We start from the raw sequence: 23715 nt of genomic DNA, 5'->3' as shown, positions 1-23715 counted from the left end.
CGGGTCTCACGGGACGGATCGCCGGATGCGGCGCTCGATCACGATCACCGAGGTCCAGCTGATGAGCAGGCACACCACGGCGGCCGCGTCCATCGGGATCTGGTACTTGGTGCCGACGTAGACCAGCTGGGCGTAGGTGACCAGGCCGTAGCCGGCGATGCCGAAGATGTGCGCGAGGGCCAGCGTCTTGTTGTGCTGCGAGCGCCGGGTGAGCTTGCCGGACGAAGACACCAGGCCCAGCAGGGCGAGCAGCATGCGCAGCAGCGCGATGCCGAGGCCGACCGAGATGGCCATCGTCAGGGCTTGGACCCAGAGGCCGTTGTCCACAGTATTCTCCTGAAAAACGTGAAGGTCAGTGGTAGCCGCGGGACGTGTTGCGAGCGACCTTGTGCCACTCGGTGAGCATCGCGAACCAGCGCACGTTGTCGGTGCGCTCCCAGAACCAGCGGTAGTTGAGCAGGAGGTAGATCTCCCCGCCGTCGGTCTGGTGCAGGATGATCGGCGCGCCGAACTTCCGCACCCCGCCGCCGATGAGGCGGTCGTAGTGCTGGGTGAACTCGTTGCTGATGCTGGCGATCTGACTGGGGTAGATGCTCACGTCGCTGCCCTCGCCGCCCCAGTCGGTGAGCACCAGCCGATCACCGTGCAGGATCGCGGTCCCGCGATGCGGGAACAGCACCTTCTGGTTGATCATCGCTTTGGCGTAGTCCACCTTGGTGGTGGACCTCAGGAAACTCGTCGTCGTGCCGATGTACTCGGCCCGGTCGACGGGTCCTCCCGGTTGCGACGTGAATCCGGTCATGGACTTGAGTCTGCGGCGCGGACCATGGTCGCCACAGCGGGCTTCGGTACAGCCGACCGCACCTTCCGTAGGTGCCGGATACCGACTTTGGTCTAGCCGCCGGTCGGCGGTCGGCTGTCCCCCGGTCGCCCGGTCACCGCACGTCGTGGCCGGTCACTGCGCGTCGTGCGCGAGCAGGGCGATCTGGACCCGGTTGTTGAAGTCGAGCTTGGTCAGGATGCGGGTGATGTGCGCCTTGACCGTGGGCACGCTCATGAACAGCTGCTGGGCGATCTGGGCGTTGGTCTTGCCCTCGCCGATGGCCTTGGCCACCTCCTGCTCCCGGGTCGAGAGCTGGGCGAACTGGTCCTTGGCGATCTGCTGGCGGTTGGGCTGCCAGTCGTCGGAGATGTGGTTCATGAGCTTGCGGGTGACGGTCGGCGAGAGGATGGGCTCGCCGGCGGCGACGCGCTTGATGGCGGCGACGATCTCGGCCGGCGGCGTGTACTTGAGCAGGAAGCCGCTGGCGCCGGCTCGCAGGGCCCGCAGCACGTGGTCGTCGGTGTCCAAAGTGGTCAGGATGATGATCTCGGGCGGGTTCTCCCGGGCCCGCAGCTTCTGGGTGGCGGTCAGGCCGTCCATCTGCGGCATCCGGATGTCCATCAGGACCACGTCGGGCTTGAGCGCCTCGACGGCCTTGAGCGCCTCGACGCCGTTGGTCGCCTCGCCGAGGATCTCCAGCTCGGCGGCGCCCCCGAGCATGGCCTGCAGGCCACCCCGGACCAGCGGGTCGTCGTCGACCACAAGCAGGCGGATCGGCGTGTTCGGCAGCTCGCTCATGACGGCCAGGGTAGCCAGGCCCACAGGCGGAACTCGCCGCCGGTGGTCCGGCCGTGCTCGAGCCGGCCGCCGGCGAGCGAGGCCCGCTCACCCAGGCCGTGCAGGCCCGAGCCGGAGCCGGGCACCGACCCCGCCGGGTCCAGGCGGTCCGGGCGCGGCCGATCACCGGCGACGGGGTTGACCATCTCCAGGGTGACGCCGTCGTCGGGACCGCCGAGCACCTGGATGCGCACGGCGGATCCGGGCGCGTGTTTGCGAGTGTTGGTCAGGCCTTCCTGGAGGATCCGGTACACGGTGCTGGCCAGCTGGGCGGGCGCCTCGCCGACGTCGGCCAACCGCTCGTCGTAGCGCACCTCGGTGCCGGTCTGCCGGGTCTCCTCGACCAGCTCGGGCAGGTCGGCCAGGGTGTGCTCGCGCAGCACGAGGTCCTCCTCGCCCTCGCCGGGCTCACGCAGCACGTAGATGACCTCGCGCAGGTCGAGCAGCGACTGGTGGGCGGTGGCCCGGATGACGCCGGCCGCCCGGCTGAGCTCCTCGTCCGGCATGTCCGGGCGGAACTCCAGCGCGCCGGCGTGCATGCTGAGCAGGGACAGCCGGTGCGCGAGCATGTCGTGCATCTCCCGGGCGATGCGCTCGCGCTCCCGCATCCGGGCCTGGCCGATCCGCAGCTCCTGCTCGGTCTCGGCCCGGTAGGCCCGCTCGGCCAGCGACACGACCAGCTGCCGGCGGGCCCGGACCGCCATGCCCCAGCCGACGGCCAGCACCAACAGCAGCGAGTTGATCAGGACCGCCAGCCAGTAGGCCAGGGGCGTGTCCGGGTCGAGCGGCTGCACCCGGTACTGGACCAGGCTGGCCACCAGCGACAACCCGGTCAGCCACACGACCGGCTTGGTTTTGCGGTGCACGGCCACCGTGAACAGGGCGATCACGCTCGCGCCGCCGACGGTCAGGAACCAGGCCGACAGCCCGATCAGGATCAGCGCCTGCGAGACGGCGAACCGGCGGCGCCACCACAGCGCGACCGAGGCGGCCACCCCGAGCGCGATGCTGACCTCCCAGCTCGGCGTCAACGGGTCGTCGGGGGACGAGATCAGCAGCGACAACGCGCCGATGACCAGCGACACCAGCACGCAGAGCAGGTCGACGGCGATGTCCCGGACCGACCGCGTCGCGCGATCGGGCTCGTCCAGCCGGCCGGTGCGATGGCCGGCCAGCCCGGCCGGCAGCATGCCCGGGTGGTCCGGACCCGAAGCCGGGTGGCGGACAGCTGCCTTCGTTCGCGTCACGACGCACCATCGTAGTGACCGGTCGCACTATGTAGAAGCCCGATCACGGTGCGCGATGTTCGTCACGTCGCCGACCGACAACGACCCAAGCCGGGTCCATTTGTTGGGGGTTCCCGGAAAGTTGTTGGGGGTTCCTGGAAAGCACGCGGTGTTCCGGCCGAATTCCCGTACTCGTCCCGGGCCGCGCCCACCACCTGAGTATCCACCACGTTAGGGGTTGACCTGGATCATGTCCGGTGTGATTGCGCCCGGCACCGGCATGTTGTATCGCTGACTGGACAGCGAATCCGTGGCAAGGAGCGAGAAATGACCGCGAGCGTCACCAACGACCTGTGGGCCCGGCGCTACCAACCGGCGCCGGACGCCGCCGTGCGGCTGATCTGCTTCCCCCACGCCGGCGGAGCCGCCACCGCCTACCTCCCCTTCGCCCAGGCCCTCTCGCCCCAACTCGACGTGGTCGCCATGCAGTACCCCGGCCGCCAGGACCGCCGCTCCGAACCGTTCCTCACCACCATCGCCGCCATGGCCGACGCCGCGCTCGAGCCCGTGCTCGCCCTCGCCGACCGCCCCCTCGCCCTTTTCGGCCACAGCATGGGAGCTTCGGTCGCCTTCGAGGTCGCCCGCCGCATGGAGGCCCAGGGCAGCGTGCCCCGCGCCCTCATCGTCAGCGGCCGCCGAGCCCCCTCCCGCCACCGCGACGAATCCGTGCACACCAAGGGCGACAACGCCCTCATCGCCGAGATGAAGGCACTCTCCGGCACCGACACCAAAGTCCTGGCCGACGACGAGATCCTGCGCATGATCCTGCCCGTGGTGCGCAACGACTACCGGGCCGCCGAGACGTATCGCTGGCAGCCCGGCGACCCGCTGTCCACGCCCATCCACGTCCACTTCGGACAGGACGACCCCAAGGTCAGCGCCGAGGAAGCCCAGGCCTGGCGGGAACACACCACCACCGAGTTCACCATCACCTCCCACCCCGGCGGCCACTTCTACCTCAACAACGAACTGCCCCGCCTCGCCCAGGCCATCACCGCCGCGCTGGGCGCCTGAGCCGCCGGCCAAGGGGTCGAGAGCGCCGCTATAAACGCGATGTATACGCCTCATGTATAGTGAGTCCACGATGGACGGACAGCGAGCGGCGGAGCGGAGTTCATGACTGCCGGGTGGCCGCACGACTTCGCCCTCGGGGTCCGGCTGGCGGTCGGGGGTGGTCGGACGTCGTGGACCCGGCTGGCCCTCGGCACGGTCGGCATCGGCCTGGCCACCGCTCTGCTCCTGCTGTTCGCCTCGTTCGGCAACGTCATGGCGCGCATGGACGCGCGGGTCAACGCCGGCCTGACCGACACGACAGTGATCAGCGGCGTCAGCCCCACCCAGTACCTCTCGGCCGACATCACGTACCGAGGCGTCCCGCTGACCGGGGCCTATCTGCACGGCACGGGCCCGAATTCGCCGGTTCCGCCCGGTATCGGCGCGCTGCCCGGACCGAACGAGGCGGTGCTGTCGCCGGCGCTGGCCGACCTGCTGCGATCGGACGCGGGCCTGCGGTCGCGGTTCCCGCAGCAGGTCGTCGGCACGATCGGCGTGGCCGGCCTGCGCGGCCCGGCGGACCTGGCCTTCTACGTCGGCGTCGGCCCGCTGCCGACCAGCGGCGCGGAGGCGACGAACGCGTCCGACGTCTACGCCTTCGGCGCGCCGCCGGGGCAGCACTCCACCGACCCGACGCTGCTGGTGGTGGCGGCCGTCGGTGGCGTCGCGCTGCTCATCCCGATCCTCATCTTCGTGGCGGTGAGCAGCCGGATAGCCGGCGCGCAACGGGATCGGCGGCTGGCCGCGCTGCGCCTGGCCGGCGCGGGCGATCGGCAGGTGCGGCGGATCGCGGCGGCCGAGTCGCTGGTCAGCGCGGCCACCGGCCTGGTGCTGGGCGCCCTCGTGTTTCTCGGTCTACGTCAACTCGCGCCCCGGTTCGACATGCTCGGCTGGAGCTTCTTCACCGAAGACATCGTGCCCGACCCGCTGCTGACGGCGTTGATCGTGCTACTCGTGCCGACGCTCGCGGTCGGCACGGCGTTGTTCGCCCTACGAGGCGTGATCATCGAACCGCTCGGTGTCGTGCGCGAGGCCCGGCCGGTCCGACGCCGCCTGTGGTGGCGGGTCGCGCCCATCGCGCTCGGCCTGGTCCTGCTGCTGGTGGTCCAACCCGGCCACGGTGTCGCCACTGGCTGGTGGATCGCGATTGTTGTCATCGGAGCCACCAGCCTGATGGTCGGCGTGCCGGCGATCCTGCCGTGGCTGCTGGAACGGCTCGTCGACCGGATCCGTGGCGGCGCGCCGTCCTGGCAGCTGGCCATCCGCCGGCTGCAACTGGACAGCGGAACCCCGGCCCGCGTGGTCGCCGGCGTCGCCGTCGTGCTGGCCAGCGCGGTCACGATGCAGCTCATGCTGGCCTCGGCCACCAATCGCTACGACCTGTCGACGGTCGCCTCGGGCGAGGAGTGGGTGAGCGTCTTCAGCACGGCGGCGGCCGCCGGCCAGGTCACGGCCGACCTGGCCAAGGTGCCGGCGGCCAAGCGCGTCGACCAGGTGCAGCAGGTCGACGCGGACCACCAGCACACCGTCAGCACCGCCTCCTGCGCGACGATCACCCGCACCCTGCCGGTGTCGCACTGCGTGGACGGCGACAGCTTCCTGGTCAACGTCGCCGGCACCACCGACCCGGCCAACCCCGGCGACATCTGGCAGCTGACCGGCCGGCACCGGGGCAGCGAGAAAATCGCTTACACAGTCCCGAATCTGACCCCCGTGACCACACCGATGCGGGTGCCGCCGGGCCCGTACATCGGCGCCGGCGTGGTGCTCACGCCGGCTGCCGCCGCCCAGACCACGCTGCCCGTGGACCGCCAGGCCCTGACCTACGTGCTGACCGACGCCGCCCAGGCCGACGCGGGCGACCAGATCGCCGCTGCCCTCGCCGGCCTGACCTGGCAGGTCTACGTCTCGATCACCGGCAGCGCCGCGCTCAGCGCCGGCCAGGACACCTTTGTCGTCGTCCGCGGCGCGCTGCTCGTCGCCTCGCTGTTCACGTTGCTGCTGGCCGGAATCAGCATGCTGGTGCTGGCTCTGGAGCAGATCCGCGAACGCCGCCGCCCGCTGGCCATGCTGGCCGCCGCCGGGGTGCCACGATCCGCACTGGCCCGATCCCTGTTGTGGCAGACCGCCGTCCCGGTGGTGCTGGCCGTGGTCGTAGCGGTCGGCATCGGTGTCGGACTGGCCGGTCTGGTGCTGCGCACGGCCGGGCTGACGCTGCGGATCGACTGGTCCATGATCGGCGCTTTCGCCGGCGCCACAGTGGTTCTGGTGCTGCTGGTGACGGCGATGACCCTGCCGACTCTGCGCGGCGTCACGCGCATGTCCTCGCTGCGTACGGAATAACCCGCCCGATCTCCGCGGCGTGGCGCCGGGAGCACCCCGATCAGGTGAACCGCAGGGGCGGCATGCTGGGCATTCGCACTCGGGGCCCACGCGAATGTTCCGCTGGATGAAACACCGGCTTAATACCGTCCGGACGCGTCGTTAGTGTCCAGAAGCGATAGAGAGCACCGGCTTTCACTCCCCAGGGCGGGTCCGCTGGTCCCCGCCGCCCTTCCTTCACCTCGAGGAGCACACGCATGTCCGTACGTCGTGTCCTGGCCCTGCTGGCCACGGTCGCCGCCGCGAGCGCCGTCGCCCTGTCCGTGCCGACCGCGGCGGCCACCGCGGCGCCGCAGTCGCCGCAGGCCTCCGTCGTGAGTGAAGCTCAGTTCAACCAGATATTCCCCAACCGGAACAAGTTCTACACCTATGAGGGCTTCACCAAGGCGCTCGGCTCGTGGAAGGCGTTCGCCAACACCGGCGACGACAAGACCAAGAAGCGCGAGGCCGCGGCGCTGCTGGCCAACGTGGGCCACGAGACCGGCGACCTGAAGTACATCGACGAGCTCAACCAGAGCGCCTGGGGCAGCTACTGCGACCGCGGCCAGTCCTACGGCTGCCCGGCCGGCCAGAACGCCTACCACGGCCGCGGCCCGCTCCAGCTGAGCTGGAACTACAACTACAAGGCGGCCGGCGACGCGCTGCACATCGACCTGCTCAACCACCCCGACTGGGTCGGCACGAAGGCGGACGTGGCCTGGGAGGCCGGCGGCCTGTGGTTCTGGATGACCCAGAGCGGGGCCGGCTCGATGACCGCGCACGACGCGATGGCCAAGAACAAGGGCTTCGGCGAGACGATCCGCACCATCAACGGCAAGCTCGAGTGCAACGGCGCGAACCGCGACCAGATGCAGGACCGGGTCAACCGCTACAAGAAGTACGTGGGCATCCTCGGCGCCGACGCCGGCGGCAATCTCACCTGCTGACAACGGAATCCGGCAACGGGTGGTGCGGGCCGCGAAGCCCGCGCCACCCGGCCGGCAGCATCAGCACGCGGGCAATCCGAACTAGGCAGAAAGGTCGACAACGCGCATGTCCAGGTTCGCCAAGGCGCTCGGCGTCATCGCCATCGCCGTCACCATCCCGCTGCTGGCCGGCCAGACCGCGTACGCCGCGGTCCCGTTCAACAAGCCGGTCAAGGGCAACGCGACCTACTACGACGACAAGGGCCTCGGCGCCTGCGGCGATCCGATCGACGCGTCGTCGCAGCGGCTGGTCGCGGTTCCGAAGAGCTTCTGGACATCCTCGAACCCCAACGACGACCCGCTGTGCGACGGCGTCTCGGTCAAGGTGAAGTACAAGAACAAGACCGTCACCATCCCGGTCAAGGACCAGTGCCCGGGTTGCGACGCCAAGCACATCGACGTCAGCGAGCCGGTCTTCCGGCAGCTGACCGGCGGCACCGACCTCGGCGACGTCCCGGTGACCTGGGAGTTCGTCCGAAGCTGAGCCGCCCGGTCCGAAGCCGGTCCCGTTACCCCGGGGCCGGCTTCGTCCTATGTGGACCTTGATCGGGCCGAGACCCAGGCGGTGATCTGGGCGCGGCGGGACAGCCGGAGCTTGGTCAGGACGTGGTTGACATGGGTTTCGACTGTGCGCTGGGTGACCAGCAGCCGGTTGGCGATCTCCTTGTTGGGCAGGCCGGTCGCCACGAGCTCGACGACCTGGATCTCCCGGGGCGTGAGGACGCCGTTGCGTACCTTGCCGGGCCGATCTGCGGATTCGCCGAAGACGAAGTCGAGAATGCCGCTGGCGTCCGGGCACTGCGCGACACCGTGGGCGTAGGCGGCGTTGAAGGCGTCACGGCCCAGGGCGGCGCGGGTCTGGCGTTCACACTTCAGGTGCGGGCCCAGCCAGGACGGCGATTCGAGCAGGACCCGCCCCCCGACCAGTGGCCACGCCCGCGATGACGCGCCGAAAAGCCGTGCCGCCAAGGGCAAGTCGCCGGCCGCGACGGCGATCCAGATGCGGAGCTCGACGTGCATCGCCAGGGCCAGCATGTCGCCGAACCGCCGCACATACCGTGCGCCCCGGCGTAGATCAGCGACGGCCCGATCCAGGTCGCCCCTTGCCCAGTTGGCCATCGCCGACGCGAAGTGGGCCAGAGACCGGCCCCACTGCTCGCCTTGCCGATCACACATGTCCAGCGACCGCCGTGCGATCTCGGCCGCCGCCTCGGCGTCGCCGGTGAAAACCGTACTGATGGCAGCGGCGTTCAGGGCCGTGACGGCCGACGCGGAGTATCCGATGGCCGCCAGCCGCTCAGCCACCGGCGGAAACAGCTCCCTCGCCACCGCGTGATCACCGGTGGCAAAGCTCTTGCCGGCCTTGACGAAGTCCGTGAGCGCCGCCAACCGGTCGTCGTCGAACGCCCGGGCCAACTCCTCCGCGGCCTCCACCGCGACGGCCCCCTGCATCGTCGTCAGCATCGCGTACGTCCACAACGCCGTGCCCCGATCGACTGTCGCTTTCGGACACAACGCCAGCATCCGGGCCGACCATCGCCGGCCTTCTTCCACCGCGCCGCAACAGATCCAGTAGTACGACAGCGCCGCCACCATCTCCAGGCCGGCCTCCGCCTCCCCCGGCTCGTTCGCGCAGAACTCCAACGCCGCCCGCACATTGTCCAGATCCGCCCGCACCGCATCGACCGCCTCGCCCTGCCACCCGGCGAACCAGTCTTCCCTCGCCTTGAGCACCACCCTCCTGAAGTGGTCCCGATGCCCGATCCGCAACCGCTCCGGGCAACGCTCCGCCCCGTACCGGCGGACCGGCGACCACATCCGATACCGCCCGCCCCGCTCCAGCACGAGCACCGACTTGTCCACCAGGCTCGTCACCAGGTCAAGCACGTCCCCGCACACGTCCTCGGCCGCCTCAAGGCTGAACGAGCCCGAGAACACGGCGAGCCGGGCCCACATGTCCCGTTCCTCCGGCGTGCACAGCCCATGGCTGCGCCCGATCGTCGCCGCCATGGGGTCTTCGGCGCTTTCGCCCGCCACCCGCGTCCGGGCCGCCTGCTCCACCGCCAGCGTTATCCCGTCCACGCCACGGCAGATCCCCGCCACCGTCGCCCTGTTCTGCGCCGTCAACGCCATTCCCGCCCGGTCCGCGAACAGCGCCACCGCTTCGTCCTCAATGGACAGCGGCCGCAGCTGGTAGATCTGTTCCCCCGCTATTCCCAACACGTGCCGGCTGGTCGCCACCACCCGGACGCCCGGGCAGGCCCCCACCACCTCCGACACCAGCTCCGCGGTCTCCTGCACCAGGTGCTCGCAGTTGTCCAGCACCAACAGAAGTTCCTTGTCCCGCAAACCTTCCTTCAACCGTGGCACCGCCGCCAACGGCCCGAGGTCCACGTACCGAATCCCGTCCCGCCACAGCCTCCGCACCTGTCCGGCCAACCGCACGGCCAGCCTCGACTTCCCGACCCCGCCGACCCCCGTGACGGTCAGCACCCGGCTGGCCGCCAACAGCCGCCGCAGCTCGGCGACTTCCGCCGTCCGCCCCACGAACCGACTCGTTTCCCCGGGCAGCGGCGAGTCACCAGCTGATTCGCTCACGCAGAGCCGGCCCGTTGAGCCGGGACCACGCTGGCCGAGGCCTTCCGGGCGGCGCGGATCGCCTGGACCGTGGCTGTGGCCAGGTCGAGCCGGCCGCGGATGCCGGCCACGCGGACGGCGGCGATGGCGCTGTCGCCGACAAACACCGGGGCCGCGACCTCGACCTGGCCACGAATCCACTGGTCGCAGGCGATGGCAGCTCCGCGTTCCCGGATGCCGCGGAGCTCGTCGGTGGCGGTGGCGGCCGCGAAGGCCAGCAGGACCTTGCCGACGGCACTGTGTTCGGGCGCGGCCCGGTCGGGCTCGCCGGCCGGATAGTTCCAGTCCCGCACGGCCACCGAGTAACGCACCACGCCGTCATGCAGCACGCCGACGTTCACCGCGCCGCCGGTCCGGTCGAACAGCTCGATCAGCGTCGGCATCAGCCCGTTGTGGACACGTTCGGCGGGGTTGACCTGCCGGGTCCACCGCGCCGGCTGCGGCCCGAGGACGTAGTCGTCGCCGTCCCGCGCGGCCAGCCCGCCCGCGCACAGCGTCCGCAGCAGCCGGTAGGCCGTGGCCTTGGAGAACGCGGTGTGCCGGGCGACGTCGGCCAGGCGCACCGGTCCCGCACAGGCGGCCAGGTACTCCACGATGTCCAGCGCCCGCTCGACCACCCTGCTGGTCTCGACTGAGGTCACGGCGAGCTCCCTCTCCACATCGGTCGGTCGCAACGTCGGAATTCTGTCGATTTTCGACGGGGCCGCGCATCGTGGCGACTACCTGTCCACTACGCACCGCTCGGCCAGCCAGGCCGCGACCTGGGCCCGGCTGCTGAAGCCCAGCTTGACCAGGACGTTGTTGACGTGCCCCTCCGCGGTCCGGCGGGAGATGGTCAGCCGGGCGGCGATCTCCTGGTTGGCCAGCCCGCCGCCGAGCAGCTCGGCCACCTGGATCTCCCGCCGGGTCAGCAGTCCCCACGCCGGTGAACGCCGCGTCCCACCGCCGCCGAGCACGTGGGCCACCGCGTGGTCGATGTCCAGGGCCCGCTCGACCCCGGTGCCGAACGACACCTCGAACGCCTCGTCGCCCAGGGCGGCCCGCGCCTCGGCTTCGGCCCGGCCATGGGGAATCCGCAAGTTCTGCCAGGCCGTCATGGTCCGCCCGCCGACCAACTGCCAGATCCGCGACACCGCGCCGAAACGCTCGGCCGCCACCTCGTGGTCGCCGTCGGACACCGCGATCCAGGCCAGCAGCTCCATCAGCATCGACAACGAGATCAGGTCACTGAAGCGGTGGGCGACCCGCACGCCACGGCCGGCCACGGCGACCGCCTCCCCGCTGTCGCCCTGAGCCCACGCGACCAGGGCCAGCGCGTAGAGCACGTAGGACCGCGCCCACTGCTCACCCGTCTGCTCGCATTTCAGCAACGCCTCCTCGGCCACGGCCTTGGCGTCGGCGATGTCGCCGTCGAACATCATCGCGCACGCCAGGCAGGCGCGGGCGACACATGCGGTGCCGGCCAGCGCACCGGCGGCGTCGATCCGCTCCACGGCCTCGGCGAAACCGGCCCGTGCGGCCGTATTGTCCCCCGCAGCCAGGGAATCCAGCGCGTGGGCGAACACCGTCATCGCGGTGAACTTGTCGTCGCCGAGGTGGTCGGCCAGCGCACGGCACTGCGCCAGCAGGTCGGTCGCAGTGGACCGGTTTCCCTGCACGGTGACCGCGATCGCGTTGCCCCACAGCACCATCGCCCGCTGCGGCGAAGGATCCGGATCGAGGGCCAGCACGCGGGCGAACCAGTGACGCCCCTCTTCCACCATGCCGAAGCACAGCCAGCCGATCCCCAGGGACGCCACGATGTCCAGCGCCAGCCGCGGCTCGTGCTCGACGGACCATTGGGCCGCCGCCCGGAAGTTGGCGCACTCGGCGACAAGTCGTTGGTGGACAACGGACTGGCTGGTGGTCATCTCGCCGACGCAACGCCGGGCCAGCCGACGGAAGTGGTCGCGGTGACGCCGTTGCGCCAACTCCCGCTCGCCGGCGTCGCCGAGCTGGGCGAATCCGAACTGGCGCACCGTGTCCTGCATCCGATACCGGGCCTGTTCGCCAGCCGCCGGCAGCAGGACCGACTTGTCGACCAGCCCGTCCACCAGACCCAGCACCCGCGCGCCGGGCAGGTCGTCATCGGCGCACACCTCGTGCACGGCATCAAGCGTGATGCCGCCGTGGAACACCGACAGCCGCCGCCACAGCAGCTGTTCGTCGGGCGAACAGAGGTCGTAGCTCCACGTGATGGTCGCGGCCAGGGTCCGCTGATGGGCCGGGCCCGAACGATCTCCGCCGACGAGCAGGCGGAGGCAGTCGTCCAGGCGGGTCCGGACGGCGCTCAGCGGCAGTGTCCGCACCCGGACGGCCGCGAGCTCGATGGCCAGCGGCATGCCGTCCAGGGCGGCGCAGATGGCCCGGACCTGCTCGTGATCGCCGCCGGCCAGCTCGAAATCCGGCACCACAGCGGCAGCGCGGTCCAGGAACAGCCGCACACCGGCGTCCGCGACGGGCAGTGGCGGCACCGGACAGACCTGCTCGCCGGCGACGTCCAGCAGGTGCCGGCTGGTGGCCAGCACCCGCGTCGACCCGGGCACGGTCAGCAGCCGACCGACCAGCGACGCGCACGCCCGGGTCAGGTGTTCGCAATTGTCCAGCACCACAAGGAGATCCCGGCCCTCGACGTGCTCGGCCAGCTGCGCCACCGGATCCTCGGCATGCCCGCCCAGGCCCAGCGCCGTGGCCACGGTCTGGCCCAGCAGCGCCTCGTCACGCACGCCCGTCAGATCGACGAACCGCACGCCGTCCCGCACCGAGCGGCGCATCCGGGCCGCCACCCGCACCGCGAGCCGGGTCTTGCCGACCCCGCCGGGACCGGTCAGCGTCAACAGCCGGCTCGTCGCCAACAGCCGCTGCACGTCGACGACCTCGTCCCGGCGTCCGACGAAGCTGGTCAGCTCGGCCGGCAGCGTCCCGTCCACCGGGCGCACCTCCGCGTCCTGACCGGAGTGATGCTCACATCGACATCATGGCCGACCTCAGCCCGGTTCCGCGCGCCGGACCAGATGGGCCGAGGCCAGGCGGGCCACCCGTGCCACCTCGGCCGCCGCGACGGCCGGATCGACCACGCCGCGCGGACCGGTCACCCAGATACCGGCCACCAGCTGGTTCCCCGGGCCGTACACCGGGGCGGCCACGTCCGTGTCGCCGTCACGACGCCCCTGGACCGCCTCGCCCCCGAAAAGCCGCCCGATCGCGTCCGCGACGCGCGCCGAGCTGGTCCCGTCGTGCAACGGATAGGAGTGCACCATGCGGCCGTTGCGGCACACCGCCACGCCGACCGCGCCGCCGGTTCGTTCCCTCAGTTCGACCAGGAACGGCATCAGCGTCTGCCGCAGGTCGTCGAGGTCGGTCTGGTCCTCGGTCAGCTCGAACAGGCGGTCCCCCAGCGAGTAGTCGGCGCCCACCCGGGCCACGAAACGCCGCGCGACCAGGGTGCGGAGCAGGCGGTGGGCGGTCGACTTGGAGACCTCCGCCTCCCGCGCGATGTCGGACAGACGAGCGGGCGTCGCTCGGGCCGCGACCGCGTGCACGATGCCGAGCGCCCGCTCCACCGCCCTGGTGGCCGGGGGCTCGACGAGGGTGTCTATGGTCAGCGTGAACACCTTCCCCACTGTCGAGTGATGCTCAGCAGAATGGCATCGGCCGGTGGGGCGGCACATCGGCGGAACTACCTGGGCCCTGCGTACGTCCCCGCCGCCGTCACTCGATCGCGTGCAACCGTCCGGCCGGGTTTGACGTCGGCGGCGGCGCTGCTCAATGGTGAACCGTCGGCCGGGAGGTGAAGGACGATTTTCCGTGTACCTGAACAGTTTTGTCGGTAGGCGGACCGAACTGGCGGCCGCCCGGCGACTGCTCGGCCCCGGCCGTGTGCTCACCGTCGCCGGCCCACCCGGCGTCGGCAAGTCCCGCTTCGCCCGCCGCCTGGCCGACCGCGTCTCCCGTGCCTTCCCCGACGGCGTGACCTGGCTGAGTTTCGACCACCCCGCCTCCCTCCCTGACGGCGTGACCAGGCCTCCCTCGGACCGGCCCCCAGCCGTCGCCACCGGTGCGCGCCTGTTCGTCCTGGACGGCTGCGAGCACATGCTCGCCCACTGCGCCGATCTCGTCCGGACGATCATCGAGACCACGCCCGGGTCCGGCGTGCTCATCACCAGCCGGTATCCCCTGGCCGTGCCCGGGGAACAGGTCCTGCGCCTGCCGCCGCTGCCCTGTCATGGACCTTTCCCCCATCCCGGCGGTGCGGAGCACCTGTTCGAGGACCGAGCCCGGGCAGTCGTCCCCAGCTTCGCGATCGACGACGCCAACCGGGCCACCGTCTCCGGCATCTGCCGCCTGCTCGACGGACTGCCGCTGGCCATCGAGCTCACCGCCCGTTGGCTGCGCACCCTCCCGCTCGCGGAAATCCTGCGCCGGCTGGAAACCGACCCGACCGCCCTCGACCGCAGCGGCGCCATGGCCGCCTCGATCGCCCGCAGCCACCACCTGTGCACCCCGGCCGAACGCGACCTGTGGATGCGCCTGTCGGTCTTCGCCGACGGCTTCGATCAGGCACTGGCTGAGATCGTGGCGTCCGACACCAGCCCACTCGACGCCTTGGTGGACAGGTCGATCGTGCTCCGCACCGACGGGGGCCTGCGGTTGCCCGCCGTGCTGCGTGGCTTCGGACTGGCGTTGCTGGACGTGGACCCCTGCGCCACATCGGTGCGGGAGCGGCACCGCGACCACTTCCTCGACCTGGCCAAGCGGGAAGCGTTGCGGGACAAGCATCTCGATCTGCGGACGGCGCTGGAGTTCAGCCTGGGGGACGGCAAGGCCCGGGCGATGGCGGAGGCACTGTTCGGCTACTGGCAGCGCGAGCACGTCGAGGAAGGACTCGGTTGGCTGGCCCGGTCCAGGCCAACGAAGGACACGGCGAACCTGTGGATGGACGCCCGGCTGGCGGCGGCGCTCGGCGACGGTTCGGGGGCGCTGGCCCTGGCCCGACGCAGTCTTGCCCAGGCACGACATCCCGAGGAGCGAGGCCTGGCCACCTATGCCTTCGCCGGTGCTTCGCTGGTCGCGGGGGATCTGGCCACGGCGGCGGCCGCATACGGGGAATGTGTTGCCCTGCTTGCGGATTCCGACCTGGTCACGGCGCTGGCCGAGTGGGCGGTGACGCTGGTCCACCTCGGCGATCACGCCACGGCTGAGCGACTGGCCCAGCGGTCGCTCGCCGCCGAAACCCGGGGCGACACCTGGGCCCGCGGCCGTGCGTTGTATGCCAGCGCCGCCGCCGTGCACGCGGCCGGCGATCTCGGTCCGGCCGAAGTCCATGCGCGCGAAGCGGTTCGACTCCTGCGGTCGAGCCGCGACCCGCTCGGCGAGTCCGCGGCGATCGAACTGCTGGCGTGGATCGCCGTCGACCATGCCGATCATCACCGGGCCGCCCGGCTCTTCGGGTCCGTCCAACACCAGTCGATCGGCAGCGCCCATCGCCGGCAGCAGAGCCGCCGCTCCCTCGAAACCGCACGCCGGGCCCTCGGTGACGCTGCTTTCGACGCCGCCTTCGCCGAAGGGGCCAGACGTCGGTCCGACACCATCGATCCCCGGCCGGTGGTCCCCAGCCCGCGCGCGTCCGACCTCACCTCGCGTGAGACCGAGGTCGCCGAACTGCTGGCCATCGGCCTCAGCAACAAGGAGATCGCCGCGAAGCTGGTGATCTCCGTGCGGACCGCCGAGACCCACGTGAACCGGGTGCTGGTCAAACTCGGCTGCACCTCACGGTTCCAGGTCGCCGCCTGGCAGGCCGGCCGCTGACCCGTTCTCCGCACGCCCCGACCCTAACGATCAATCGGCCGCGTCCCGAGCTCCCGTTTCACGCAGTGGCACAACCCGCCGCCAACCACCCGCCCGAGTGACGCCGGCAACAAGTGGATAGGTCATCCGGATAAGTGCTACGGTTTCCACCAGTAAGCGGATGACCTATCCATATACTGGAGGAGCGATGGGACAGACAGCCCTGGTCACGGCCGGCACCGGCGGCATCGGCCTGGAAACCGCCTTGGGCCTGGCCAAGGCCGGGTTCTCGGTGATCGTGGTCGGCCGGGATCCAGAACGGGGAGAGCGGGCGGTGGAGCGGATCAACGCGGCGGTCCGGCCCTCGACCGCCGGCGCCGGCAATCTCGCCGGTCTCGGCATCCCCGCTGCCGCCCGGTTCTTCGCCGCGGATCTCGGTTCCCTCGACGAGGTCCGCGGCCTGGCCGATCGGATCGCAGCCCTGGACGAGCCGCTGACCGTGCTGGTCAACAACGTGGGGGCGATGTTCCCGGACAAACAGCACCGGAACGGCGTGGAGGCGTCGTTCGTGGTGAACCACCTCTCCCCCTACCTGCTCACGGAGCTGCTGCTGCCGACGCTGGCCGCCCACGGACCGAGCCGGGTGGTGAACGTGACGTCGGGGGCGGTGAGAGTGGCGAAGCGGGTGTTCGACGAGGTGGAGCCGCCCGGCGGCTACTACGGCTTCCACTGGTATGGCCGGGCCAAGCTGGCCAACCTGACGTACACGCTGGACCTGGCGGAACGGCTGCGGGGCACGGCCGTGTCGGTGTTCGCGGCGGACCCGGGCGGGGCGGCGACGGACATGACCGACGGCCGGATGGGGGAACCGAGGATCGTCTCGCCGGGGCTGCGCCTCCTGTGGCCGCTGGTGCGACGCACGTTCGAGCGGGCGACGTCGGGGCCGGCGTCGGTGGCGGCCAGGCCGTCGATCGTGGCGGCCACCGACGAGTCGCTGACCGGCCGCACGGGCCTGGTCATCGGACCGAAGGCGACGCCGGTGCCGCCGTTCCCCAGGGCGACGGATCCCCGCGTGGTCGAGGCGGTGCGCCGGCTGAGCGAGCGGCACGCGCCCGTCGCCCAGCGCGATCCGGATGCGCTATCCAGTTAGACTGCCGGCCATGCCGCTACGCAAGGACGCCGCCCTCAACCAGGACCGGATCGTGGCCACCGCCCGCGAGCTCGTCAACGAGGGCACACCCTTGCAGCTCAACGACATCGCCCGCCGAACCGGCCTCGGCGTCGGCACCGTCTACCGGCACTTCCCCACCGCCGAGGCACTGCTGGAGACCGTCGCCACCCCGTGCCTCGAACTTCTGGTCGCCCACGGCCGCGAGGCACTGGCCGACCGTGACCCGGGGTACGCCCTGAAGCACTTCCTGCTGCACGTCGTCGAGGCGCAGGTCAGCGACCCGTCCCTGCCCGTGGTCATGGCCGCCGCCACGGACGCCCTGGAGCACACGGCCGAACTCAAGCGCACGCTGTGGTCGGTCGGCGTCGAACTGCTCGACCGGGCCGCCGAGTCCGGGGCCATCCGCCGCGACATCGGGCCTGGCGACCTCAGTCCGCTCATGTGCGGCATCGCCTACGCCGCGCAGGTCCACAGCGGACCCGACACCGACCGCGTGGCGACCGCCCGGCGCTACCTGACGATGCTGATCGAGGGGCTGTTCCCCGTCACCAGCACGTAAGGTCCGATCGGGATCACCACCCCACCGGCCCCGCGTTGCAGAAGGGGAAGGCCGGTCATTGGGGGTCGGCCGAACGCGGAAGGTGGTCCGATGGGCGCGCTCCTGGCTCGGCGCAAGGTTGTTGTCCCGGTGGCGGTGGTGGTCGTGGTGCTGGCCGCGCTGGCGCTGTGGGCGTTCCAGCCGTGGAAGCTGTTCACCAGCAGCACCATCAACGAGCAGCTGGTGTCCACCCAGAGCACGAACACGGTGGTGGGCAAGGGAAGCTTCCGCTCGCTGGAGCACCCCACCAGCGGCCAGGCCGAGCTGGTGAAGACCGCGGACGGCAAGGCCGTGGTGCAGCTGCGGGACTTCAGCACCAGCGACGGCCCGGCGGTGCACGTGTGGCTGACCGACAAGGCGCAGGACGCGGGCGACTCGGCGTTCGGCCAGGGCGGCTATCTGGACCTCGGGTCGTTGAAGGCGACCAAGGGCAACGAGGTCTACGACGTGCCGGCCGGCACGGACGTGTCGAAGTACAGGAGCGTGCTGATCTGGTGTGATCGGTTCTCGGTGGGCTTCGGCGTGGCGCCCGTCACGGCCTGAGGAGTCATACCTTTGGCCGAGCCCGCACCGGCCCGCGGCAGGATCCGCGGCCGGTGCGGGCCCGGCAGCATCGACAGGCATGAGGGAAGACCAAGAGGCGCCGCCGCTGCCCACATACGGGCAACAGCCGGTGGAGCAGGCCCCGGCGCTGCAGATGTCCGGCCTGCGTAAGACGTTCGGGGCCACGGTCGCGGTCGACGACGTGCGGCTGACGGTTCCACGGGGATCGTTTTTCGGCCTGGTCGGTCCGAACGGGGCCGGGAAGACCACCTCCCTGTCGATGGCGGTGGGTCTGCTGCGTCCGGACGGCGGGTCGGTGCGGATCTTCGGGGTGGACGTGTGGGAGTCCCCGGAGCGGGCCAAGGCCCTGGTCGGGGTGCTGCCCGACGGCATGGCCCTGCCGGAGCGGCTGACCGGCCGGGAGTTGTTGACCTACACCGGTCTGCTGCGCGGTTTGGACACCGCGACGGTGGCGGCGCGGGCGGACGAGTTGTTGGGTGTGTTGGAGTTGACCAGCGCGGAGCGCACCCTGGTGATCGACTACTCGGCGGGTATGCGGAAGAAGATCGGGTTGGCGACGGCGTTGTTGCACGCGCCGAAGTTGTTGGTGCTCGATGAGCCGTTCGAAGCCGTCGACCCGGTGTCGGCGTCGACGATTCGCACGATTTTGCAGCGGTTCGTGGCGTCGGGTGGGGCGGTGGTGTTGTCGAGTCATGTGATGGATCTGGTGGAGAAGTTGTGTGACCACGTGGCGGTGATCACTCGGGGTCGGGTGGTGGCCAGTGGTCCGGTGGCGCAGGTGCGGGGGGATCAGTCGTTGGAGCAGGCGTTCGTGCATCTGGTGGGTGGGCGGACCGGTGGTGGGGAAGGGTTGTCGTGGTTGGCGTCCTGATCCGCATGAAACTGCGGGTGCTCTCACACTCGCTGACCGGTCCGAGGGTCTCCAGCCTGGTCATGGGCGCCCTCGTCGGCCTCGTCGCCGGCGTCTTCTCGCTGCGGTTCATCGCCACCGGCGGTCCGGCCGTCGCGGCCGCGCTGATTCTCGTGTGGACGGTCGGCTGGCTGGTCGGCCCCATCCTCATGGGCGGCGGCGACGAGACCCTGCGCCCCGAGAACTTCGCCCTGCTGCCCCTGTCTCCCACCAAACTGGCCTTCGGGCTGCTGGGCGCGTCCCTCGCCGGCGTGGCCCCCGTGGCCACGGCGATCGCTTTCCTCGGCCTGGTCTTCGGCACGACCGGAGTGCTGCCCGCTGTCATCGCGGTGATCGCCGTGGTGCTGGCGTTGGCGTTCACGGTGTTGCTGTCCCGGGTGGTCATCAGCATGATCGGCGCGGCCCTGGGATCCCGGCGCGGCAAGGACCTCGGCGTCCTGCTCGCGGCGATGGCCGGCCTGTCCTACCTACCGCTGCGCTACGCCGGGCAGGCCTTGCTTCCCACGCTGTCGCAGAACATTTCCGACCTGGCCTCCCCGTTGCTCTGGCTGCCGACCGGATGGGGCCCGGCGGCCGTCGACGCGGCCCTCAGCGGAAACTGGCTGATCGTGGCCGGCTCGCTACTCGGACTGACCATTGTGGATGGTGTTCTGCTGTGGCTCTGGGGACGGCTGCTCACCCGCCGCCTCACCACGCCGCCGACCAACATCGCGCCGTCCCGTCGTGCCAAGGCCGGCGGCCGGTCGGCGAAAACGCCGGTGGGCGCGGTGATCAGCAAGGAACTCCACATGTGGTGGCGGGACGCCCGCCGCCGGGCCATCCTGCTCACGTCCATCCTCATCGGACTGATCATTCCGGCCTTCACCGGCAGCGGAGCCCTGCTGCCGTTCGCCGGACTCTGGGTGGTCGGACTCTCCGTGCTCCAGCTCAGCAATCTCTACGGCTACGACGGCACCTCGGTCTGGCACACCATCGTCACCCCCGGCGCGGCCCGAGCCGACATCCGGGGCCGGCAGTGGGCGTGGGCGCTGATCGTCGGACCGGTCGCCATCCTGGCCGCGGTCATCCTGCCCGGCGTGACCGGCCGGGACTGGGCTTATCCGTGGGTGCTGGGCGTGCTGCCGGCGATGCTCGGCGCCGCGGCCGGCTTCATCGTCCTGCTCTCGGTCTACTGGCCTTTCCCGGTGCCCCAAGGCGAAAACCCGTTTGCCCTGGGCAACAACCGACCGGGGTTCTCGCGGGCCGCGGTGCGCTTCGCGGCCATCCTGACCCTGGCGGCCGTCGCGGCGCCGTCGCTGATCCTGCTGTTCGTCGGCGCCGGCTGGTTCGCCGTGCCGGTCGGCGTGCTCACCGGGGCGCTCGCCGCGTGGCAGCTGGGCCGGCTCGCCGAGCAGCGGCTGCTCGACCGGGGCCCGGAACTCCTGGCGCAGCTGGGTTCCTAGAGCACGCCGGCGCGCAGCGCGAAGGCGACGGCGTGCACCCGGTTGCGGAACTTGAAGCGGGTGGACAGCGTGTGCAGGACGTGCTTGATCGTGCTCTCGGAATAGGTCAGCTGCCGGGCGATCTCCGCGGTCTCCGCACCGTCGGCCAGCAGCCGCAGCACCTCGACCTCCCGTTCGGTCAACCCGACAGCGTTCAGGCCGAGCGGCGCCAGCGTCTCGCGCTGCATCGTGCGCACCAGCCCGATCAGCTTGCCCATCAACTCCTTGGGCAGCACGCTTTCCCGTGCGGCCGCGGCCAGCACGGCGTCGGTGAGCTCGACGCCGCTGGCCGTGCCGCGGTCGACGATCCCGACCACACCGCACTCGATCAGCGCCAGCAGCGAAGCCTCGCTGACCGTGTCGGCCAGCAGCACGATCGGCACGTCCGACCGGCCGAGGTCGCGCAGGCGCCGGATGGTGTCGGCGTCGACCCGCGTGGCCGAGAACACCACCACGTCGGGCCGGTCGGCGTCGACGATCCGGGGATGGCTCCGCAACAACAGGCTCAGCCCGGACGCGCCGATGGCGTCCGGGGCCACGACCCGCACGGCGATCTGGCCGGCGATCGGCTCCGGCCCGACGACACGGAGGGCGACCGGTTCCATGGCTCGACTCCCTGACTGTTCGCCGGCGATCGGCGGATTCCTGAGCACGGATCTTGGGCTACTGGCCACGGCGGCGGTGGGCGGCGGCCTTGCTGGTGTTGCCGCAGCGGGCCATCGAGCACCAGCGGCGGGGCCGGCCGCCGGCGCCATCGAGGAAGACCATGCGGCAGACCGCCGAGTCGCAGGTCCGCAACCGGGTCCGGCGGGCCGGGTCCAGCAGCAGGTCGATCGCGTCCCGGGCCAGCGCTCCGGTCAGCGCCGGGGCGGTCCATCGCAAGTTGTCGAGGTCTGGCACCAGTCGGGGCCTCGCGGCAGCGGCGTTGATCGCATCGACGTCGAGGGGCCGGCCGGCCATCGCGTCCGTGACGACGGTGAAGATCACATCCCGCAGGCGGCGCAGCTCGGCCAGCGTGTCGCCGGTCGCCTCGCCCTCGGCCAGCGGGTAGCCGATGCCCTCGGCCCAGGTCTTCAGCCGGGTGACGTCGGTGAGCCGCTCGATGCCCGCGCTGGGCCGGCGGCCGATCGTGGCCAGCAGGTTCAGCGCCGGCGAGCCCGCGTCGAAACGCAGTTCCCGCAGCTGGGCCGTTACCCGAACGCGCGGTAGCGTGTCACTCATAGTAACCTACTCTACGGTTACTCGATGCGGTGACGGTCACCAGCACCGCGACGACGCCAGCCGCCAGCACAAACACCAGCGCCGCCGGGGCGACGCTGGTGACCGCCGTGAACAGGTAGGGAGCGGCGAACCCGACGTAGGCCAGGCAGTAGAAGACCGCCGTCACGCCGGCCAGTTCCTCGGCCTCGGCCAGTGCCTCCACCCGGCTGAGGCCGCCGACCAGCAGCATGCCGTAACCCGAGCCGAACACGATCGCCGTCGGCGCCAGCAGGATCACCGCGGTCAGGGTCACCGACAGTGCCGACAGCAGGAATCCCAGGCCCGCCAACACCAGCCCATACGTCAACACCGAGCCCGCCCGTCGCCGTTCGAGCCGACGGGCCAACGGCTGGACCAGCAGGCCGCTGCCGAGCGTGAGGCCCGCGATCGCACCACTGCTGGCGATCGGCGCGCCCGGCACCGGCAGCACGCTCGGCAGCACCGCGAAGCTTGTCGTCGCCGCCCCGAACACCAACGGGGCGCTCGGCACCACTCGGCGTAGGAAATCCGGATGCCGCAACGCTTTCCTCAGCCTGACCGGCCCGGTTTTCGGCGGGCTCGTCTCCGGCGCATGCCAGGCCAACACCGCCGCTACCGCCACCACCACGAGGTGCGCCAGGTACGGCACCACCGCCGGCGCCGGCAGCCACTGCGCCAGCGCACCCGCAACCAGCGGCCCTCCCCCGAAGCCCGCCGACAACGCCCCCGCCGCCCTTCGGGCCCCCGCTCCGTCCTCCGACAGCTCCTTGATCCAAGCCGTTCCTGGCCCGAACGCCGCCCCCGAGGCCACCCCCGCCACCAGCCGCCCCGCCGCCAACGCCCACGTCGACTCCCCCGCGAAGATCAGGATCACGGTGGCCAGCGCCGACAACACCAGCACCGGCCGCATCACCCCTCGCCGCCCCAGCCGCGCCGACAGCCTCGCCCCCACCATCAGCGCCGGGAGTAGGCCCACCACATACGCCCCGAACACCGCCGTCACCAGCGCCGACGGGAGATGGTCCTGGTCCCGGTACACGATCAGCAGCGGCGAGAACTGGTTGGCGCCCCACCCCACCGCCACCACCGCCGACGCCGCCCGCACCCAGCTCCGCACCGCCCACCTCCTTAGTAACCGAATTCATGGTTACTCTGGGCAGAGGCCGTGGCAACCGTCATGCGGGATATCGATGGATGGCGACGGAAGACCGCATACCCCGGAGCCCGGCCCAACGCTGGGAAGGGGGCTTTCCCTGCGTTGAACGCGGGAAAGCCCCCTTCCCAGCAGCAGTTGTCAGGGGGTGAGGCCGGCTAGGGCGGCGTCGGCGATGGACTGGAGCACCGGTCGCCCGGGCTGGTTCTTGGCCAGCACGTTCATGCCCTGCACGACCGCCACCAGCAGGTCCGGCGAGGAGCCCGGGCGGATCTCGGCGGCGGCCTCGGCGCGGGAGAGGGCGGCGGCGAAGGCGGCACGGAGGTTGGCCAGGTGGAGCTGCATCAGACCGGCGAGCTCGGCGTCCCGGCCGGCGAACTCGACGAGGGAGTTGGTGATGAGGCAGCCCCAGCGGCGATCGCCGTCGACCATGGCGTCGACAAGGTGGGAGAAGTAGTCCCGAAGGCCGAGCAGGCCGGTGGGGGCGGCGGTGATGCGGCCGATGGCCTCGCTGGAGACGGTCTGCACATAGCGGCGAAGAGCGGCGCCGAACAGCTCCCGCTTGGTGCCGAAGGCGGCGTAGACGCTGCCGGGCTGAACGTCCATGGCCCGACAGAGATCCTGGATGGAGCTGGCCTCATATCCATGCTCCCAGAAGGTCCGCAGCGCGGCGTCGAGCGCGCGGTCGGTGTCGAAGCCCCTGGTCCGGCCCATCAGGCAATTCTAGGCGGCCCGTTCAAGAACGGTAATGGTTCGGTCATGGACAACCGGTCGACAGCGCCCGCATAGT

Annotated in this window: 22 protein-coding genes; 10 read left to right on the top strand and 12 right to left on the bottom strand. The window is 70.9% G+C overall.

Annotated features, from left to right (window positions below; translation table 11 throughout):
• Positions 1 to 6: 6 nt before the first annotated feature.
• The 4 genes from JJ691_RS50530 to JJ691_RS50515 form a co-directional block, all read right to left on the bottom strand.
• Positions 7 to 327 (bottom strand): hypothetical protein, encoded by a 321-nt coding sequence (locus JJ691_RS50530; RefSeq protein WP_211766472.1) that lies wholly within the window; start codon positions 325 to 327, stop codon positions 7 to 9.
• Positions 328 to 352: 25 nt separating this feature from the next.
• Positions 353 to 802: a hypothetical protein gene (locus tag JJ691_RS50525; RefSeq protein WP_211766471.1), complete on the bottom strand. Its 450-nt coding sequence runs from the start codon at positions 800 to 802 to the stop codon at positions 353 to 355.
• A gap of 153 nt (positions 803 to 955) precedes the next feature.
• Positions 956 to 1621, bottom strand: coding sequence for a response regulator (locus JJ691_RS50520; protein ID WP_211766470.1), 666 nt, complete (start codon positions 1619 to 1621; stop codon positions 956 to 958).
• A complete protein-coding gene (locus JJ691_RS50515) occupies positions 1618 to 2907 on the bottom strand; it encodes a sensor histidine kinase (RefSeq protein WP_211766469.1) in 1290 nt (429 codons plus the stop codon). Before JJ691_RS50515 ends, JJ691_RS50520 begins: the two co-directional genes overlap by 4 nt.
• A gap of 306 nt (positions 2908 to 3213) precedes the next feature.
• Here JJ691_RS50515 and JJ691_RS50510 point away from each other — a divergent pair, with 306 nt between their 5' ends.
• The 4 genes from JJ691_RS50510 (at position 3214) to JJ691_RS50495 (ending at position 7830) form a co-directional block, all read left to right on the top strand.
• Positions 3214 to 3960, top strand: coding sequence for a thioesterase II family protein (locus JJ691_RS50510; RefSeq protein ID WP_211766468.1), 747 nt, complete (start codon positions 3214 to 3216; stop codon positions 3958 to 3960).
• A 102-nt stretch (positions 3961 to 4062) separates the two neighbouring features.
• Positions 4063 to 6342 carry an ABC transporter permease gene (locus JJ691_RS50505; RefSeq protein ID WP_211766467.1) on the top strand — a complete coding sequence of 760 codons (2280 nt, stop codon included), beginning with the start codon at positions 4063 to 4065 and terminating at the stop codon, positions 6340 to 6342.
• A 236-nt stretch (positions 6343 to 6578) separates the two neighbouring features.
• Positions 6579 to 7307: a chitinase gene (locus JJ691_RS50500; protein ID WP_211766466.1), complete on the top strand. Its 729-nt coding sequence runs from the start codon at positions 6579 to 6581 to the stop codon at positions 7305 to 7307.
• A gap of 106 nt (positions 7308 to 7413) precedes the next feature.
• Positions 7414 to 7830, top strand: coding sequence for a cysteine/serine endopeptidase inhibitor (locus tag JJ691_RS50495; protein WP_211766465.1), 417 nt, complete (start codon positions 7414 to 7416; stop codon positions 7828 to 7830).
• A gap of 47 nt (positions 7831 to 7877) precedes the next feature.
• On the opposite strand, the gene JJ691_RS50490 is transcribed toward JJ691_RS50495, so the two are convergent.
• The 4 genes from JJ691_RS50490 to JJ691_RS50475 form a co-directional block, all read right to left on the bottom strand.
• Complete coding sequence (locus tag JJ691_RS50490; RefSeq protein ID WP_211766464.1) at positions 7878 to 9893, bottom strand: ATP-binding protein; 2016 nt, start codon at positions 9891 to 9893, stop codon at positions 7878 to 7880.
• A gap of 47 nt (positions 9894 to 9940) precedes the next feature.
• Positions 9941 to 10624 (bottom strand): helix-turn-helix domain-containing protein, encoded by a 684-nt coding sequence (locus tag JJ691_RS50485; protein ID WP_211766463.1) that lies wholly within the window; start codon positions 10622 to 10624, stop codon positions 9941 to 9943.
• Between the two features lie 78 nt (positions 10625 to 10702).
• Positions 10703 to 12952 carry an ATP-binding protein gene (locus JJ691_RS50480; protein ID WP_211766462.1) on the bottom strand — a complete coding sequence of 750 codons (2250 nt, stop codon included), beginning with the start codon at positions 12950 to 12952 and terminating at the stop codon, positions 10703 to 10705.
• A 57-nt stretch (positions 12953 to 13009) separates the two neighbouring features.
• Positions 13010 to 13636, bottom strand: coding sequence for a helix-turn-helix domain-containing protein (locus JJ691_RS50475; RefSeq protein WP_211766461.1), 627 nt, complete (start codon positions 13634 to 13636; stop codon positions 13010 to 13012).
• A gap of 193 nt (positions 13637 to 13829) precedes the next feature.
• On the opposite strand from JJ691_RS50475, the gene JJ691_RS50470 reads away from it, so the two are divergent.
• The 6 genes from JJ691_RS50470 (at position 13830) to JJ691_RS50445 (ending at position 20494) form a co-directional block, all read left to right on the top strand.
• Positions 13830 to 15830 carry a helix-turn-helix transcriptional regulator gene (locus JJ691_RS50470; protein ID WP_211766460.1) on the top strand — a complete coding sequence of 667 codons (2001 nt, stop codon included), beginning with the start codon at positions 13830 to 13832 and terminating at the stop codon, positions 15828 to 15830.
• A 187-nt stretch (positions 15831 to 16017) separates the two neighbouring features.
• A complete protein-coding gene (locus tag JJ691_RS50465) occupies positions 16018 to 16959 on the top strand; it encodes an SDR family NAD(P)-dependent oxidoreductase (RefSeq protein WP_211766459.1) in 942 nt (313 codons plus the stop codon).
• A 10-nt stretch (positions 16960 to 16969) separates the two neighbouring features.
• The gene (locus tag JJ691_RS50460; protein WP_249227562.1) at positions 16970 to 17539 is read left to right on the top strand and encodes a TetR/AcrR family transcriptional regulator; all 570 of its coding nucleotides are present in this window, start codon (positions 16970 to 16972) and stop codon (positions 17537 to 17539) included.
• Between the two features lie 90 nt (positions 17540 to 17629).
• Positions 17630 to 18121: a DM13 domain-containing protein gene (locus JJ691_RS50455; protein WP_211766458.1), complete on the top strand. Its 492-nt coding sequence runs from the start codon at positions 17630 to 17632 to the stop codon at positions 18119 to 18121.
• Between the two features lie 79 nt (positions 18122 to 18200).
• Complete coding sequence (locus tag JJ691_RS50450) at positions 18201 to 19013, top strand: ABC transporter ATP-binding protein (protein WP_249227561.1); 813 nt, start codon at positions 18201 to 18203, stop codon at positions 19011 to 19013.
• Positions 18998 to 20494 (top strand): hypothetical protein, encoded by a 1497-nt coding sequence (locus tag JJ691_RS50445; RefSeq protein ID WP_211766457.1) that lies wholly within the window; start codon positions 18998 to 19000, stop codon positions 20492 to 20494. Before JJ691_RS50450 ends, JJ691_RS50445 begins: the two co-directional genes overlap by 16 nt.
• Here the strand turns inward: JJ691_RS50445 and JJ691_RS50440 are convergent.
• The 4 genes from JJ691_RS50440 to JJ691_RS50425 all read right to left on the bottom strand — a co-directional run bounded on the left by JJ691_RS50440 (position 20491) and on the right by JJ691_RS50425 (position 23639).
• Entirely contained in the window at positions 20491 to 21138 is a 648-nt protein-coding gene (locus JJ691_RS50440; protein ID WP_211766456.1) for a response regulator transcription factor, read from the bottom strand. The genes JJ691_RS50445 and JJ691_RS50440 overlap by 4 nt on opposite strands.
• Positions 21139 to 21196: 58 nt before the next feature.
• A complete protein-coding gene (locus tag JJ691_RS50435; protein ID WP_211766455.1) occupies positions 21197 to 21754 on the bottom strand; it encodes a CGNR zinc finger domain-containing protein in 558 nt (185 codons plus the stop codon).
• Entirely contained in the window at positions 21747 to 22889 is a 1143-nt protein-coding gene (locus JJ691_RS50430) for an MFS transporter (protein WP_211766454.1), read from the bottom strand. Before JJ691_RS50430 ends, JJ691_RS50435 begins: the two co-directional genes overlap by 8 nt.
• A gap of 177 nt (positions 22890 to 23066) precedes the next feature.
• Positions 23067 to 23639: a TetR/AcrR family transcriptional regulator gene (locus JJ691_RS50425; protein WP_211766453.1), complete on the bottom strand. Its 573-nt coding sequence runs from the start codon at positions 23637 to 23639 to the stop codon at positions 23067 to 23069.
• Positions 23640 to 23715: the final 76 nt, after the last annotated feature.

Source organism: Kutzneria sp. CA-103260, from assembly GCF_018263855.1.
Lineage (GTDB): Bacteria > Actinomycetota > Actinomycetes > Mycobacteriales > Pseudonocardiaceae > Kutzneria.
The sequence above is the reverse complement of the archived record's forward strand: the minus strand, read 5'-3'. Positions and strand labels throughout refer to the sequence as shown.

What these genes read in the sequence shown, in the direction of transcription:
- JJ691_RS50505 (WP_211766467.1), top strand. Translation starts at nt 4,063, where the DNA reads ATGACTGCCGGGTGGCCGCACGACTTCGCCCTCGGGGTCCGGCTGGCG.
- JJ691_RS50520 (WP_211766470.1), bottom strand. Translation starts at nt 1,621, where the DNA reads ATGAGCGAGCTGCCGAACACGCCGATCCGCCTGCTTGTGGTCGACGAC.
- JJ691_RS50435 (WP_211766455.1), bottom strand. Translation starts at nt 21,754, where the DNA reads ATGAGTGACACGCTACCGCGCGTTCGGGTAACGGCCCAGCTGCGGGAA.
- JJ691_RS50450 (WP_249227561.1), top strand. Translation starts at nt 18,201, where the DNA reads ATGAGGGAAGACCAAGAGGCGCCGCCGCTGCCCACATACGGGCAACAG.
- JJ691_RS50495 (WP_211766465.1), top strand. Translation starts at nt 7,414, where the DNA reads ATGTCCAGGTTCGCCAAGGCGCTCGGCGTCATCGCCATCGCCGTCACC.
- JJ691_RS50455 (WP_211766458.1), top strand. Translation starts at nt 17,630, where the DNA reads ATGGGCGCGCTCCTGGCTCGGCGCAAGGTTGTTGTCCCGGTGGCGGTG.
- JJ691_RS50525 (WP_211766471.1), bottom strand. Translation starts at nt 802, where the DNA reads ATGACCGGATTCACGTCGCAACCGGGAGGACCCGTCGACCGGGCCGAG.
- JJ691_RS50425 (WP_211766453.1), bottom strand. Translation starts at nt 23,639, where the DNA reads ATGGGCCGGACCAGGGGCTTCGACACCGACCGCGCGCTCGACGCCGCG.
- JJ691_RS50510 (WP_211766468.1), top strand. Translation starts at nt 3,214, where the DNA reads ATGACCGCGAGCGTCACCAACGACCTGTGGGCCCGGCGCTACCAACCG.
- JJ691_RS50460 (WP_249227562.1), top strand. Translation starts at nt 16,970, where the DNA reads ATGCCGCTACGCAAGGACGCCGCCCTCAACCAGGACCGGATCGTGGCC.
- JJ691_RS50500 (WP_211766466.1), top strand. Translation starts at nt 6,579, where the DNA reads ATGTCCGTACGTCGTGTCCTGGCCCTGCTGGCCACGGTCGCCGCCGCG.
- JJ691_RS50465 (WP_211766459.1), top strand. Translation starts at nt 16,018, where the DNA reads ATGGGACAGACAGCCCTGGTCACGGCCGGCACCGGCGGCATCGGCCTG.
- JJ691_RS50440 (WP_211766456.1), bottom strand. Translation starts at nt 21,138, where the DNA reads ATGGAACCGGTCGCCCTCCGTGTCGTCGGGCCGGAGCCGATCGCCGGC.